This window comes from Pseudoalteromonas sp. 19-MNA-CIBAN-0066, from assembly GCF_040308705.1.
Lineage (GTDB): Bacteria > Pseudomonadota > Gammaproteobacteria > Enterobacterales > Alteromonadaceae > Pseudoalteromonas > Pseudoalteromonas nigrifaciens.
Genome location: NZ_JBEONZ010000037.1, coordinates 17,087 through 32,670 on the forward strand (window position 1 = coordinate 17,087; position 15,584 = coordinate 32,670).

A 15,584-nucleotide genomic window follows, 5' to 3' on the forward strand; every position below is an offset into this window, starting at 1 on the left:
TTTACTCCAGAAACTCTATAATTGAAGACCAACTAGGATGGTAACTACCTTCTTCGATTCTTAATTCTGCTTCCTCTACCCATTCGTTTCGTTTTTTGGAAGATTTACTATACCAGTCAAGCTTTTGCGTGAGTCTTTGAATACTTAGATCAGCTGGAGTTTCATCTTTTTTGAAAGTTAACGCAGCTTCAATGGTTTTTAAGTAGCGCATAGACGTAAGCGACCAAATATAGTCAAAATTATCCAGATCACGATGATGTTTACACCATAAGCAGCCAGACGGGTTAATGCAATTAGGCTCCACTACATCCTCTGGGATACCTAGAATGGGTTCTGGTATGCCATTACACTCACTAGCAATCACTGATTTTTTTAGTTTGGTCTGTTCAATAGAATCGTGCTTATTCCAAAATTGAGTTATCTCAACCATTGCTCGTTGTTGGGACGGTAGTTCGTATTTATCTCGAAGTGTTTTCTGCGTGTGCTGAGCTATTTTTGATGTAAGGCCTTCATCTCCAGAACGTCTTAAGAGCCAGTTGGTTCGAGTATTTCGTAATCGGCTCGGGGGGATCCAAGGAATATTGTGTTCATTAAGGGTGTCTTTTAACATCCCAAAATTCCCATAAAACTCTCTAAACCCCTTACCACTTTGCTTAAAATATGGAAAGAGAAGATTTGAATCTGATGCAAATTCATCAATAAATTCAAAATGCTTTTGAAGCATAGACTTGTATGATTTGAACACCTTAAACAGCACCTGACCGCCTTTTCTGTTCTTATACGAGCGTACTTCGTAATCTTCACCTAGCGGTTTAAAGTCAAGTTGTTGTCTTTTTAACGAATAAATCTGGCTGGGATTCATACCTGTTTGCGCTGCAAACATCATTATTTCTGCTTGCATTCTCAAGTTAAAAAGAGCCCAACGACCTCCTTGTTGAATTTTTGAAACAGATTTCGTTAAGAGTTCTTTTTTAATAGCATGACTATCACCTTTGGAAATTGATATGAACTCACATTTAACTGAGCTTGATTCAATCTTTTTGACTATTGGCTGAGGCCCCAGGACTGATTCCGAATCAATTGCCTGAATCAACTCATTTAGAAAAGCCCCTAAAACAAATGTATCTTCAAGATTTTGCTTCTCGGAATCTTTTGAAACGGCTTTTTTACGTTTCTTTTTCTGAGAGAGTCTAGTTTGTTTTACAAGTGAACCCTGTACTGGAATTCCTAAAACCTTACCGAACAGAGAAGATAAGCTAGCTGCATATTGATAGGCAGTGTCGTTACTAATTCGTGCGTTTTTTTGTGAGCTTGTTTGAAATAAGTATTCGCAGTATTCGAAATAATTACTTTTTAAGTCTTTCAAGCTGAATGAGAGTTTTTTGGTTTCTAAAAACTGAAAAAAACCTGTAATGGCATGGATAGACCCCGTGGTAGTTTTTAACGAACCTCCCATTGTGAGTCTAGTTTCAATGGCTTCAATAATTGATTCGATAAGTTCGTATCGATTATGATTTGGAACCTCATTTAGTCCTTGCTTGAATTTATTGGAAAATTCTTTTGCTCCAATAAAAGAACCACCACTGAATAGACATCTCGTTAGATCAAATCTATTTGAACTACTTGGAATTTTTTTGTGATTAATCAGTAGCCTTTTCATTGAAAAACTGCCTTACCAATCAAGTTTTCCATTTTAGAACCAATTAAATTACCCGTGAATAGTCCGAAAAACTCTTCTGACAACTCTTCTTCAACTTCGGATTCTTCAAGAAACGTGATGTACTTCCAAGTGGTTAAATCATGCTTATGGAGCATATGATCTCGAACAAATTTAATTGCTTTAGACTGTGAAGACAAGTTTTCTAAAGCCACTTTCATAAGGTTTGTTCCGTAAGTTGCTCTAGATTGATGAAACTTAAAATGGGTAAATTGTGTATAACCATGAACAATCAGTTTTTTGCGTAGATCGCTAAACAGTTTTGTAAAGGTGTTTTCAGAATAGGGGTTTCCCCTTACAGATAAGAATAAGTTGTCTTTGTTGCTTTTTTCAGCTTTAGCCTGCCTAGCGAGTCTTTTTGCAGAATATGCATATTTCAGGAGCACTGACAGTAGAAAGTCAGGAGTGGTTATTTGACCTGATACATTGTTCTTAGTTTTGATACCTGTTCCTGGACCAACGGCTACCTTCTTCATTCTCTCTGAAGATGAGTCATTGGATGCATTTTCAAGTGATGATATTTTTAGCGTTCTAATCGTTTCACTTCTTGCACCAGTATAGAAGCCAATCAGACACATTAAAAACAGTTCAATTTGTTCATTTTTAAACAGAAAGTTAAGGAGTAAATCTCTGTTTTTTTCGGTAATTGGCAAAAGGCCATCTTCTAGACCCTCCCGTTTAGTTGTTCTATTTGGAATTGATAACTCGCTGCTTAGAACTGACATAGTTCTAGAGAATCCGACCGTTGTATAAAAATGCAGCGTTTTGATATTGTCATTCCATAAAGGAGACGAAGAATCTAAGAGGTTTTCTAACTGCGCATAACGATAAAATTGTATGACTGCACCCATTCTAGTTGTAACTGTGCTTGGAGCTAATTCACCTGAATCACGAGCTTCAATTAAATCTCCTCTATATTTAAAAAGACATCTATCTTTTTGCTTTTTAGGAAAGTGCCTCCAATCAATCTGGTTTTCCTCTAGCCAGCTTGCATAAGCTTTCAGATGGTTCATTTTTGATGTGATCGTTTTTGGGTCATTACCAGAAATACTATTCAGCATATAGAATGCATATTTATTCGCTGCCAACCATGGTTCACCATCATTAAAAAAAATTTGAGGAATGGCGTTAGACCTAGAATCATTCAGAGCTTTCCATTCACCATTGGGATTTAAAGACATTTGTTTGTGATTGACTATTTCAAGTACAGCCATTAGCCTAAATCTCGTTTTTATTCTATATTTAGATTATAATTCAATGTCCATAATGATAAAAGTATTTATTAGATGTGTTAGCTAATTATTCGTATGTAATCAAACCACCATTGAATATAGGCAACTTTAGCCATTAAATTAGACGGACGAGCGGTAATACCATGTGATGCATCGGGAATACGTACCATAGCGGTTTCAACACCTTGTAGCTTTAATGCTTGATAAAACTGTTCAGTTTCTGAAATCGGTGTACGGAAATCAGATTCACCGGTTAGTAGCATAGTGGGTGTTTTTACATTGCCGACATAACTAATAGGCGAGCGTTTCATATAATGTTCTATATGATCCCACGGCTTACCCGGAAACCAATAGTCAGCAAAGAACGGGTAAAAGTCGGCAGTTAGTACAAAACTGATCCAGTTAATTACAGGTTTAGCAACCACGGCTGCGGCAAAACGATCGGTATGGCCAACTATCCACGCGGTAAGTACGCCGCCACCAGAGCCACCGGTAACAAACAATTTAGACTCATCAATAAAACCTTTGGCAATTAAAGCATCTACTCCAGTCATTAAGTCGTCATAATCGTTACTTGGGTAATTATGATGAATAGTTTGTGCAAACTCTTTGCCGTAAGAATCACTCCCGCGAGGGTTCATATACAATACAACGTTCCCCTTAGCCGCATATAATTGTACCTCGGCGCTAAAGTGCGGGCCGTAATTGGCTACCGGGCCACCATGAATTTCAAGAATTAATGGGTACTTTTTATTACTGTCAAAACCAGGCGGGTAGGCTACCCAAGCTTGAATTGGCAGTTGATCGTGGTTCGATTTAAGCCATAGCTCTTCTACCTTGGCTAGTTGTTTATGCCCCAGCGAGTTGTCATTTAAACTTGTTAAGCGCTGTGCTTTACCACGTTTAATTGCCGCTACATCGGCAGGGCGCTGCGTGTCGGCTAGGGTAAACACAATTTCGTCATCTTCGCTCACATCAAAGTCGCCACCAGAATAAGGACGACCAAACGAAACGCTGCCAATTTTTTCGGTAATAACTTTACGTGAACCGCTACGAGGTTGGTACGCTAACGTAGTTTGCCCTTGATCAGCGTAACTAAAGTAAATGCCTTTAGAGTTACCGCTCCACTTTATTTTAGCTACGCTGCGGTCTAAGTCAGCAGTTAAATTAGTTGTTTTATCCGAACGTAAGTCGCGAATATACAATTGGGTGTTTTCGTAATTAGTTTGTTTGTCATCGTAACCGGTATACGCAAGGTAGCGGCCATTAGGCGATACTTGAGGTTGGCGATCGGGGCCGTTTCTATCGGTTACAGCGGTTACTTCAAGCGTAATTAAATTAAGTTTATATACTTCGCTGTTAGTTGGCTTTAACAAGTAATTGTTATGCCTATTAGCCGAAAAATATAACGCTTTTTTATCTTTACTAAAGCTAACTTCGCCGCCGTTATTAAATTCATCAAAGGTGAGCTGTTTAGCATTGCCGCCATTTGCGTCAATAATAAATAATTGCTCAAAGCCCTTTTTAGCGTAACCAGCACCATCAGCACGATAATACACATCGTCAATATATTTAGCTGGCTCTGCCCAAGTAGCGCCTTCAGGTTTACCAGGTAAGTTAATGGGTGAGCTTGATGTGGTGGCAACAAACATACTAAATGCGAGTTGCTTAGCATCTGGGCTCCAGCTTAGCGCTTTTGGCGTACTTGTAAGGTTACTTATTTTGCTAACCGCGCCAGTTTTAAGCCATTTCATGTAAATTTGGTTGCTACCGTCACGGTTTGAAATAAACGCTAAACGAGAGCCGTCTGGCGACAACTTTGGCGAATGATCCATATGTACGCCAGAAGTAAGCGGTTGAATTTGTCGTGTTTTATAATCTACTGTCCAAATATTACCTATTTTACGGTCGGTTTTTATATCCATTCTGTTACGTACAAAATAAACTGTTTTACCGTCTTTGGTAATGTCTAGCTGGTTGGCGTATTCAAGCGTAAATACATCTTCTAACTGTAGGGTACTGCTATTGGCAAAGGCAAGATTACCTGTGCTTATTAATAGACTAAGCGCAAAAAATGTTTTCATTTCAAATCCCTGTGGTTGTTAATAATAATGGTTATATGTTAGAGAGTTTAAAAATTATAGCTAGGGTGATGAAGTAATTGCGTGGGTAGACTGAATCTGTAAAACGGTTCAGCTGTAAAGGGGGTTTACAACTGAACATATTAAATAATGATTTAACGTTTACACAATAACTTTATTTGTTGAATGAGTGCAATACCGGCAGGGTTATCGCCGTGAACGCATAAACTATCGGCATCTAAAATTAACTTTTTACCTGAACGCGTAGTTACGCTGCCATCAGCTAACAGTTGCTTTACTTGCTCAATTAAAGCTTGCTCGTTATGCACACTACCTGCTAACTGCCTTGACACTAAAAGCCCTTCGTCGGTGTATTGTCTGTCGGCAAAGGCTTCTAATATTAATTTTACCCCTAAAGTGTCGGCCATTTTTTGATGTTTTTTAGCATCAGCCGTTGCTAAAATCATTAATTTTAATGGGCTAGGGTAGTGTGCTACCGCGCTCATTACGCTAGTTAAAAGCTGCTCGTTAAGCATCATATCGTTATAAAGTGCGCCATGGGGCTTAACATAACTAAGGCTTAAGCCTTGTACTTTGGCCATACCTTCTAGCGCAGCAATTTGATAGTGCAGACAATTTGTAAGCTCGCTTGCACTTAGCGCCATAGATCGTCTGCCAAAACCTTGTTGATCTGGGTAGCTAGGATGAGCGCCAATTTGTACCTTATGCTGTTTTGCCAGCTTGAGCGTATTTGCCATTACATCAGCATCACCCGCATGAAAACCACAAGCGATGTTAGCCATATTAATGTGCGGCATAACCTCTTCATCTAAGCCCATTTTCCAAGCACCAAAGCTTTCACCTAAATCGCAATTTAATAGCATTTAAGTTCTCCTTACTTTTTTATTGTTACAGGCAAAGTGCCATTAGCTGGCAATTTGCCTAACAGTACGTGTGCTAAAGCGGTAAATGCGGGGCCTGTTACAATATCGTTTTTATCGTGATCAATATTATAGGCATATGATGCAAGTACAGCATGCGCATAATCGCTAAACTCAGCAATGTCGTAAGGCGCTCTTAGGCTAATAAATACCGTGTTTTTATTTTGCTTTTTGGCCACTTTTAATAACGACTCAAGTGCTTTTGGTTGCTGTGCGTTGCTAAGTGCAAATTGAGGATCGTTTTTTAAATCATCCATACCGCCAATTTCTACCGCACTTTGATTTGGCGTTGCATTGCCCGCTATAACAACATCGGCTTTATTAATGTCTGTGTGCGCTTGTTGCGGATCAAAGCCTTGCAAGCTGCTACAAGTATAGTTAAGCGTATGTTTACTAATGCTTTGCAGGGCTTGTTGTAGTGCCATGCATTTGCGGGTGTCGGGCATTATAATATGAACATGTTGCCCGGCTTTAAGTGTAAGTGGCAGTGTATTGTGAGTGTTTTTAACTTGTGTAATAGCCTCTACCGCTAGTTGTGCTTCAATATTGCGATGCGCTTTACTCCCAATAACGTGCTTGGCGTTAACTAGCGCATCAATTGCATTAAAACTGGTGTTAAGTTTAAACTTACTTTTAAGCGTTGTAATACGCTGCGCCGACTCAGTTATTTCTTGCTGATTAAGTTGCTTAGACTTAACTGCAGCGACTAAATCTTTAATGAGCTGATCAAGTTTGGTTAAGTCATCTATGCTGCGAATTTCTATTGGCATTAAGGCAATATCGACCCCTGCAGCAAAGGTGTTTATAACCGCTTGAGTAGGATTGAAAAAGTGACTAATACCAGCCATATCAAGTGCATCGGTTACTACTACGCCATTATAATTAAGCTCATGGCGTAAAATGTCAGTAATTATTTTACGCGACATAGTTGCGGGTTTAATCATGCTTTTACCATCTACACTGGTAAAGGTACTGCTATCAAGCGCAGGGTACTGAATATGTGCGGTCATGATCATGCCAGGGCTTTGCGTGGCAATAATCTGTTTAAAAGGGGCTAGGTCTTGTTGGTAAATAACCTCTTTTGCATGGTTAACTCTAGGTAAGCCCGTATGGCTATCTACGTTAGTGTCGCCGTGGCCCGGAAAATGTTTAAGCGAACTAATAATGCCGTTATTTTCAAATCCAGCAACTTGAGCTGCACCTAAAGTTGCAACGCGCTTAGGATCCTCGCCAAACGAGCGTACATTAATAACGGGGTTATCTGGGTTCATATTTACGTCGATTGAAGGCGCATAATTAACGTTAATACCCAAAGCACTTAGCTCGGTGGCCATTACTTTAGCGGTTTGCGCGGCAAAATAACTGTCGTGTTTTTCAAAAGTAGCACCAATCGACATATTACCGGTAAACGAGGTTGCTACATCGCGCGGTAGGCGTGCAACACGGCCGCCTTCTTGATCAACCGAAATAAACAAAGGTAATGCCGAACTCGATTTACTTGCAGCATGTTGTAATTGTTGGTTAAGGGTAATTATTTGTTCAATAGATTGGGTGTTTTCAGAAAATAAAATCACCCCGCCAATATTGTATTTACTAATGGCGTTTGCCAGTTCATTGGGTAATTGAGTCATTGGCGTTCGGCACTGTTTGCTTGCACCTTGGTGACAAAAATAGCGAAAGTCGAGTAATAGCTTTTGGCCAAGTTGTTGTTCAAGCGTAAGCGCAGGTTGAGCTATAGAAGATTGTAATGGCATTAAACACCCGATTAAAAAAGCAATAGACGATACAGCATACTTATTTAGCAAAACACACTCCAAAGCTAAATAAAATAGATAAGTGCATGCAGCTTATCTATTTTTTAGTGCAACTGCAAAGCAGATACGCAATAGCGGTACGTTTAAGTCTTATTGATTTTTAAAGCTGAATAGGCGCTTACATAAAGCACTTTATTTAGGCGAAAATTCGCAATCTAAAAGTTTTAATAACACAATTTAAATGTAACAATTTTATAACAAATGTGGATTTTAAAGCATAAAGAAAGTATTATTTCTAGCTTTATGTATGAATTATAAGTGCAAGCTGATTAGCTTTGTACTGTGGACGATAATCGCTTGCTCAATAAATTGCTATCGGCTTTAAACCTTCGGTTTCTTATTTTTTTGTTAGTACTCTTAGCTGCATTAAGTACCTTGGTGAGTAGTTTTTATTCTACTTATCAAGTGCAAAAAGAACAGCTAATGAGTAATACACTAAAAAGCAACTTTGCTTATGCTAATAAATTAGCATCGGCAACGAATAACTTTTTAGAGTCAGCCATGCAACAACTGGCTTATTCAGCTAAAAAAATAGAACAAAACATAGATGACAACACGCTATTACAAGCAGAGGTCACGCGCTTAAATCGACAAACAAACAGCTTTAACTCCGTTATTATAAACAAATACGGCATCATTAGCGCAACCTCCCCCGAGCTACCACTGATTATTGACCAACCCTTATCGTCACCAGGCGCAACACAGGCATTTAAAGAGCGTCGCCCGTTGATCAGCGACTCTTATATGTCTAAATCAGGTAATTTAATTGTGTTTATTTCACATCCGCTCTTTTCTAGTAAAGGTGACTATTTAGGGTATATAGGTGGGTCATTATATTTAAAAGAGCGCAGTATATTAAATGACCTGTTGGAGCATCATTATTTTGAGGGAGGAACACATATTTATGTGGTTGATACTAAAAAGCGTATTCTTTATCATCCTGACTCTGCACGCATAGGTACTTTTTTAGCTAATAATAAAGTTATTAATCAGGTGCTTATGGGTAATGATGGCATCGCTCATATAAATAACAGCCAAAATATTCATATGCTTGCAGGTTACGCCCCAGTAAAACTGGCCAACTGGGGGATTATTGCGCAACGCCCTATAAAAGTAACGTTAAGCTCGTTAGACACATTAATAATTGCAGTGATAAAACGTACATTGCCTATCGTTATTATTATTTTTATTTTAATCGGCTTGTTTGCGCATTTTATTTCTAAGCCACTTAAGCGACTAGCTGATATTGCAAATAGAACTGATGAATTGAACCATGAAAGTGAGCTGAAAAAAGTTAAGTCATGGTATTTTGAAAGTCAGCAATTAAAAGTAGCAATGTTAAAAGGCGAAAGTATTTTACAGCTGCAAATAGGGCAGTTACGCCACGATGCACAAACAGATCCTCTAACGGGGCTTCATAATCGCAGAAGCTTAAAAGTATGGCTTGATAAACTAATCCACGAACAAACGTTATTTACCATTTTAGAAATAGACATCGACTTTTTTAAACGCGTAAATGACACATATGGCCATGACAAAGGCGATGAAACACTCAAAGCATTAACCGTGCTTATTCAAAGTATTGCTCGCAAAGACGATATTGTTGCGCGCATTGGCGGCGAAGAGTTTGTACTTGTAATACCTAATCAAAACAGTGAAGGTGCATTTAAAATAGCTGAAAGGTTGCGCCTTGCAGTTGAGTCGTCACATATAGATACAGTTGGTTACATAACCATATCAATAGGTATTGCTAGTTACCCAGAGCACGGCACTAATATTGAGCAAGTATTTAAAAAAGCCGATAACGCACTTTACTATGCAAAAGAGCATGGTCGTAACCGTAGCGTTATTGCTAATTTAATAGAGTAACTGAAAGACCCTTAACTAATCTAAACAAGGTTTATTATTTTAAAACTATTTAAATAATAAGCTTGACACAAATTAAAACTTCTATATAGTGGGCCGCAGCTAGAAAGAAAGTATGTAATCTATAAATCTCCATTTCGATGTTGTATAAGTAATACTTGTAGTACCGTCCTGAAGTTTTTAAAGTACCATCTCATTTTTTGCTATACCCGCTCATATGAGCATATTTTTATTTTTATATCAGGATATTACAATGTCAAACATCGTATCAGGTACAGTTAAGTGGTTTAACGAGTCTAAAGGTTTTGGTTTCATCGAGCAAGAAAATGGCCCAGACGTTTTCGCACATTTCTCAGCAATCAAAAGCGAAGGTTTCAAAACTTTAGCTGAAGGCCAACGTGTAGAGTTCACTCTTTCACAAGGTCAAAAAGGTCCACAAGCTGATAACATCACAGCTGTATAATTTTACTTTTTAAGTAAAATGAAAAAAGCGCTTAAGGCGCTTTTTTTGTGCCTAAAATTTGGTATTCCTCGGTAACTCCCCCTTCAGTATTGTATTTCAACGCATTAAACTTAACTAGCCAAACTCTGTGCCGATTTTTTGAATGCAATTTTATATAAAATACAGGTGCCAGGCTCAATGTGTATAGCTTTAGCCGTAAATGCAAAAGGCAGCGCTCAGGCTTGAGCTATCAATCAACTATCAATCAACTATCAATTAACCAATCAACTATCAGCGAGCAGTTAGAACCCCATCCAAATTAATGGCTGCGAAAGTAGGCGGGAGTTTACCTCGCGCTTTTTGCTGTGTTTTCGATGCTGGGTATAAACTTACCCTGGGCGAGTAGCTTGTTACCTGCCACATGCTCGTAGTACGAAAAACGTATTTGTAAAAGGTGATGAGATCACAAAGTAGTGATTTAAACCCTAGAGATGAAATGCCAGCATGAGGTAAAAACAGGTTTATATTTCATGTTTTAGGCGTCAGGTGTTTGATGCAAGCTCAATAGAGTAACTAAGCAAGCTCAATGTTTAGCTTTAGCTGTAAATACGAAAAGGGACAGCACTCAGGCTTGAGCTGTCTGCCAGTCAACTATCAACTTCTTAATTATTAGCGAGTAGTTATAATCCCACCCAAGTTAATGGTTATGGAAGTAGACGGGAGTTTATCTCGCACGCTTTTTACTGCTTTATATTACGCTTATGACAGGGGACTGTTATCTGATGTTGATCTCTGGTTGCTGGTGAATACCATTTTAGTGTTTAAAGGCGGTGGTTGGCAGGTGGTTCTTTATTTTATTATATGATTCAAAGATTAGCCTTTAAGCTCATTATAAGCCAATTTATAAGCCCAAAACGATAAAAGGGCCTTGCGGCCCTTGATGAAGTATCGTTCAAGTCAGATAGAGCTTTAACCCCTTAAAGCACTATCCTATTGTTTTGCAACAGTGGTTCATCTCATTAAGTTTCTAAGCTAGCGAGAGGAAAAATCCAGCAATTGCGGCGCTCATAAGGTTAGCCATAGATCCTGCTAACACTGCTCTGAGCCCTAAGCGAGCGATATCCTTTCGCCGACTAGGCGCCATACCGCCTAATCCACCTAGTAAAATGGCTATCGATGATAAGTTAGCAAAGCCACACAGTGCAAAAGTAACAATTGCTTGAGTGTGCGCACTTAACGTATCGCGATAATTTATAAAGTCTAAGTAAGCAACAAATTCATTCACTACTAACTTTTGACCAATAAAGCTACCGGCTAGTATTGCTTCATTCCATGGCACACCAAGTAACCATGCAACAGGCGCAAATACATAACCTAAAATTTCTTGCAGCGTTAATGTCGGGTAGTCAAACCAGCCGCCAATACCGCCTAATAAACCGTTTAACAATGCAATTAATGCTACAAAAGCAAGTAGCATTGCACCTACGTTTAGTGCCAAGTGCATACCACTTGCAGCACCCGATGCGGCTGCATCAATAACGTTAACGGGCTTTTCATCATCTAAATCTAAGTCAGCTAAATTGTCTTTAGGCGTTTCGGTTTCTGGCACAATCATTTTGGCCATTAAAAAGCCGCCAGGAGCCGCCATAAAGCTAGCTGCTATTAAATACTTAAGGTCAATACCAATAATTACGTAACCGGCCATAACAGAGCCTGCTACCGTTGCCAAACCACCTACCATTACGGCAAATAATTCCGATTTGGTCATAGTGGCAATAAAGGGTTTAACAATTAACGGTGCTTCTGTTTGACCAACAAAAATATTAGCAGTGGCCGATAGTGATTCAGTACGTGAGGTTTTTAACAGCTTTTGCAAGCCGCCACCTAAAATCTTAATAACCCACGCCATAATGCCTAAATGATATAACACGGCCACTAACGCAGAGAAAAATACAATTACCGGCAGTACTTGAATAGCAAAAATAAATCCTAATGTATCTTGCGATGCTAAAGGTCCAAACAAAAAGCTTATACCGTCGTTAGCAAAACCAATAACCGATGAAACAGCGGAAGATACACTTGCTAATGCATTTTTACCTGCATCAAAAAATAATACAAAACCACCAATAATTACTTGCATCGCAAATGCGATACCTACCGTTCTAAGCTTTATAGCTTTGCGATTAGTTGACGCCGCAAATGCAATAGCTAGCAGCACAAACATGCCAACTACGCTCATAAAAGTTGTCATACAAATGTTTCCCGTTACTATTCTTGAAGAATATGTTTGATTTTACTTTTTATTATATCAATCGCAACGCGATTCATGCCGCCTCGAGTGACAACTAGATCTGCATTATGCTTTGACGGTTCTATAAATTGATAAAACATCGGTCTAACAGTTGCTTGGTATTGTTCAACAACAGATTGTAATGTTCTGCCCCTTTGCTCCATATCGCGTTGCATTCTACGCATTAAGCAAATGTCTAAGGGAGTGTCTATAAACACCTTAATATCAAATTCTTTATTAAGCGCTTTATCGCTAAGTAGTAAAATGCCTTCTACGATTAATATTTTAGCTGCAGTTACATACCGCGTTGTTTCGCTGCGAGTATGTTGTGCGTAATCATAAATAGGTACTTCTACAGCGTGGCCGTTACGAAGTTGTGTTAAATGCTCATGCATTAACTTATATTCAAATGCATCAGGATGGTCGTAGTTAGTTTGCGTACGATGTGCAAACGGTAAATGCGACTGATCCTTATAATAAGCATCTTCTTCGATAATGGCGATAGCGCCTGGTTCAAGTTCATTAACCAATTCATTGTAAATTGTTTGGCTAAAAAGAGATTTACCCGACGCTGATGCGCCAGCAATGGCTATAATAGTTCGTGTCACTAAAGTTCTCACCCACACAGGAAGATATATTGTTGGTAGATCACAATAGCAAAAAAGACACGATTAATCTCTTTTGCTTCGCTTAAGGACGTAAATTTATAATGTTTAGGTTATATGAAACAGGACTTATGTCCTGTGCGTAAAAATCGAAGAGCAGATAAAGTAACCATATTGAATAACGGGAGGTCACAATGGCAAGAGCAATTATCCTAATGGCAGACAGTTTAGGTATTGGTGCAGCACCAGATGCAGATAAATTTGGTGATATTGGCGCAAATACTTTAGCACATCTGCTAAAAGCATATTATGACGAAACAGGCACAGCATTATCGCTACCAAACTTATCAAAGTTAGGGTTAATTGATGCCTGCGAAGCGGCCGGTAAAGAGCCTTGTTTAGTGTCAAACCGTTCAGCATCGCAAGGTGCATGGGGATACGCTAAAGAGCTTTCGAGCGGTAAAGATACGCCATCAGGCCATTGGGAAATGGCGGGAGTACCCGTTTTATTTGATTGGGGTTATTTTCCTAAAACTCAGCCAAGCTTCCCACAAGAATTTATTGACGAGCTTATTGCTCGTACCGGTATCCCAGGCATATTAGGTAACTGCCATGCATCAGGAACCACTATTTTAGAGCAGCTAGGTGAAGAGCACGTTAAAACAGGTAAACCTATCTGTTACACCTCAGCTGACAGCGTGTTTCAAATAGCCGCGCATGAAGAGTCATTCGGCCTAGAAAAGCTTTATCAGGTTTGCGAAACTGCACGGTCGCTACTTGATGAAATGAATATAGGACGAGTGATTGCGCGGCCATTTTTGGGTTCAAATAATCAAGATTTTGCCCGTACCAGCAATCGCCGTGACTACTCGGTATTACCGCCAGCCCCTACATTGCTAGACGTACTAGCAAAAGACGGTGGCGAAGTAATAAGTATTGGCAAAATTTCAGACATATACGCGCATCAAGGTATTACCCAAAAGCATAAAGCACCAGAGTTAATAAACTTGCTGAAAAAAACCAACGAATTAATGCAAAGTGCGCCCGATCACAGCTTAATATTTACTAACTTGGTCGACTTTGACGAAATGTTTGGTCATCGTCGTAATCCTGTTGGGTATGCAAAAGCGTTAAAAGAGTTTGACGATTATTTGCCAACTATATTAAACGCACTTAAAGCCGATGATTTACTAATTATTACTGCCGATCATGGCTGCGATCCAACCTTTCCAGGTTCTGAGCACACCCGTGAATACGTACCAGTAATTGCTTACCAACCGGGTATGAGCGACACCCCACTTGGTGAGCGCAATAGTTTTGCAGACATAGGTCAAACCTTAGCACAATGGTTTAACTTACCTGCGCTTGAATACGGTGATGGCTTTATAGATAAGCTAACTACATCTAAATAAAAAGGAAAGATTAATGAGTACTCCGCATATCAATGCAAACGTAGGTGATTTCGCCGAAACAGTATTAATGCCAGGCGATCCGCTACGTGCAAAATATATTGCTGAAAACTTTTTAGATGACGCAAAACAAGTAACCAGTGTACGTAACATGCTTGGCTTTACAGGCACTTACAAAGGTAAGCCTGTAAGCATTATGGGATCGGGCATGGGCATTCCATCAATGTCTTTGTATGCGCGTGAGCTAATTGTTACTTTTGGGGTTAAAAACCTGATTCGTATTGGCACGTGTGGCGGTATTGGTAGCGACGTTAAAATACGCGATGTTATTTTTGCACAAGGTGCATGTACCGATTCAAATGTAAATCGTGCCCGTGTACGCGGTACTGATTTTGCAGCAATTGCTGACTTTGACCTGCTTTTAAACGGCGTAAATGCTGCAAAAGATCTTGGTATTAAAGCAAAAGTAGGTAACGTATTTACTACCGATACATTTTATCAAGCCGACGACACTTTTTATAAAGATTTAGATAAATTAGGTGTGCTTGCTGTTGATATGGAAACAGCCGGTTTATATGGCGTTGCAGCCGAATATGGCGCAAAAGCAATGGCATTATTCACAGTAAGTGATCATGTGATCACTGGCGAAGCAACTCCTGCTGACGAGCGTCAAAGCACATTTAACGAAATGGTTAAAATTGCTTTAGAGTCTATCTAAGTAATTGGCTATTTAAGTAAAACAGTTCCTTGGTAACGTATTCACTAAATTTTGGAGACACGCCCAAAGTGAAGTGAGACTAAACCCCAAAGCCGCATTTATGCGGCTTTTTTTATGCTTAAACTTTAGTTTTTAACGTGAGTTAGCTCTGCATCTACAAATTAAGTTTAAGCCAGATATTATTTTGCAGCCAAGCAACTTACTGGCGTAATGCGCTAAAACCTGTTTGTATACTTTCACACCTTCTGCTCTTTATACAAAAACATCTAAGCCCATTTATTCACAAAGAGAGTATGAGACGCTGCGCTTTTAAAAAAATAACAAAGCCAAGAACAATGTGTTTTATGTCTACTCATTTACTCTGTAAACGTCCGGTGATCATCACCTAGATAGTAAACGTCCGGTGATCATCACCTAGATATTGATATTCCAAGGCAATAATTGTTCTATGTCTGGCTCAGGCTGACAA

Annotated in this window: 11 protein-coding genes; 4 read left to right on the forward strand and 7 right to left on the reverse strand. The window is 39.2% G+C overall.

What is annotated here, in order from left to right; translation table 11 throughout:
• Position 1: 1 nt before the first annotated feature.
• The 5 genes from AAEZ18_RS15780 to AAEZ18_RS15800 form a co-directional block, all read right to left on the reverse strand.
• Entirely contained in the window at positions 2-1,660 is a 1,659-nt protein-coding gene (locus AAEZ18_RS15780) for a site-specific integrase (RefSeq protein ID WP_350595184.1), read from the reverse strand.
• Entirely contained in the window at positions 1,657-2,931 is a 1,275-nt protein-coding gene (locus AAEZ18_RS15785; protein ID WP_350595186.1) for a tyrosine-type recombinase/integrase, read from the reverse strand. Before AAEZ18_RS15785 ends, AAEZ18_RS15780 begins: the two co-directional genes overlap by 4 nt.
• 77 nt (positions 2,932-3,008) lie before the next feature.
• Positions 3,009-5,033: a S9 family peptidase gene (locus AAEZ18_RS15790; RefSeq protein ID WP_350595188.1), complete on the reverse strand. Its 2,025-nt coding sequence runs from the start codon at positions 5,031-5,033 to the stop codon at positions 3,009-3,011.
• Positions 5,034-5,185: 152 nt separating this feature from the next.
• Entirely contained in the window at positions 5,186-5,914 is a 729-nt protein-coding gene (locus tag AAEZ18_RS15795; protein ID WP_011329706.1) for a 5-oxoprolinase subunit PxpA, read from the reverse strand.
• Positions 5,915-5,925: 11 nt separating this feature from the next.
• On the reverse strand, positions 5,926-7,725 hold the full coding sequence (locus tag AAEZ18_RS15800) for a glycoside hydrolase family 3 protein (protein ID WP_350595189.1): 1,800 nt from the start codon (positions 7,723-7,725) through the stop codon (positions 5,926-5,928).
• 342 nt (positions 7,726-8,067) lie between these two features.
• Between AAEZ18_RS15800 and AAEZ18_RS15805 the strand changes: the two genes are divergently transcribed.
• Together AAEZ18_RS15805 and AAEZ18_RS15810 are read left to right on the forward strand one after the other, a co-directional pair.
• Positions 8,068-9,654: a sensor domain-containing diguanylate cyclase gene (locus AAEZ18_RS15805; protein WP_502935386.1), complete on the forward strand. Its 1,587-nt coding sequence runs from the start codon at positions 8,068-8,070 to the stop codon at positions 9,652-9,654.
• Between the two features lie 250 nt (positions 9,655-9,904).
• Entirely contained in the window at positions 9,905-10,114 is a 210-nt protein-coding gene (locus AAEZ18_RS15810) for a cold-shock protein (protein WP_002959120.1), read from the forward strand.
• Between the two features lie 1,006 nt (positions 10,115-11,120).
• Here AAEZ18_RS15810 and AAEZ18_RS15815 read toward each other — a convergent pair.
• On the reverse strand, positions 11,121-12,344 hold the full coding sequence (locus AAEZ18_RS15815; RefSeq protein ID WP_058374678.1) for a NupC/NupG family nucleoside CNT transporter: 1,224 nt from the start codon (positions 12,342-12,344) through the stop codon (positions 11,121-11,123).
• A 17-nt stretch (positions 12,345-12,361) separates the two neighbouring features.
• The gene (gene udk, locus AAEZ18_RS15820; RefSeq protein ID WP_011329721.1) at positions 12,362-12,991 is read right to left on the reverse strand and encodes a uridine kinase; all 630 of its coding nucleotides are present in this window, start codon (positions 12,989-12,991) and stop codon (positions 12,362-12,364) included.
• Positions 12,992-13,182: 191 nt separating this feature from the next.
• Here udk and AAEZ18_RS15825 point away from each other — a divergent pair, with 191 nt between their 5' ends.
• Together AAEZ18_RS15825 and deoD are read left to right on the forward strand one after the other, a co-directional pair.
• Positions 13,183-14,400: a phosphopentomutase gene (locus AAEZ18_RS15825; RefSeq protein WP_350595192.1), complete on the forward strand. Its 1,218-nt coding sequence runs from the start codon at positions 13,183-13,185 to the stop codon at positions 14,398-14,400.
• A 13-nt stretch (positions 14,401-14,413) separates the two neighbouring features.
• Positions 14,414-15,115: a purine-nucleoside phosphorylase gene (deoD, locus tag AAEZ18_RS15830; RefSeq protein WP_011329723.1), complete on the forward strand. Its 702-nt coding sequence runs from the start codon at positions 14,414-14,416 to the stop codon at positions 15,113-15,115.
• Positions 15,116-15,584 lie beyond the last annotated feature (469 nt).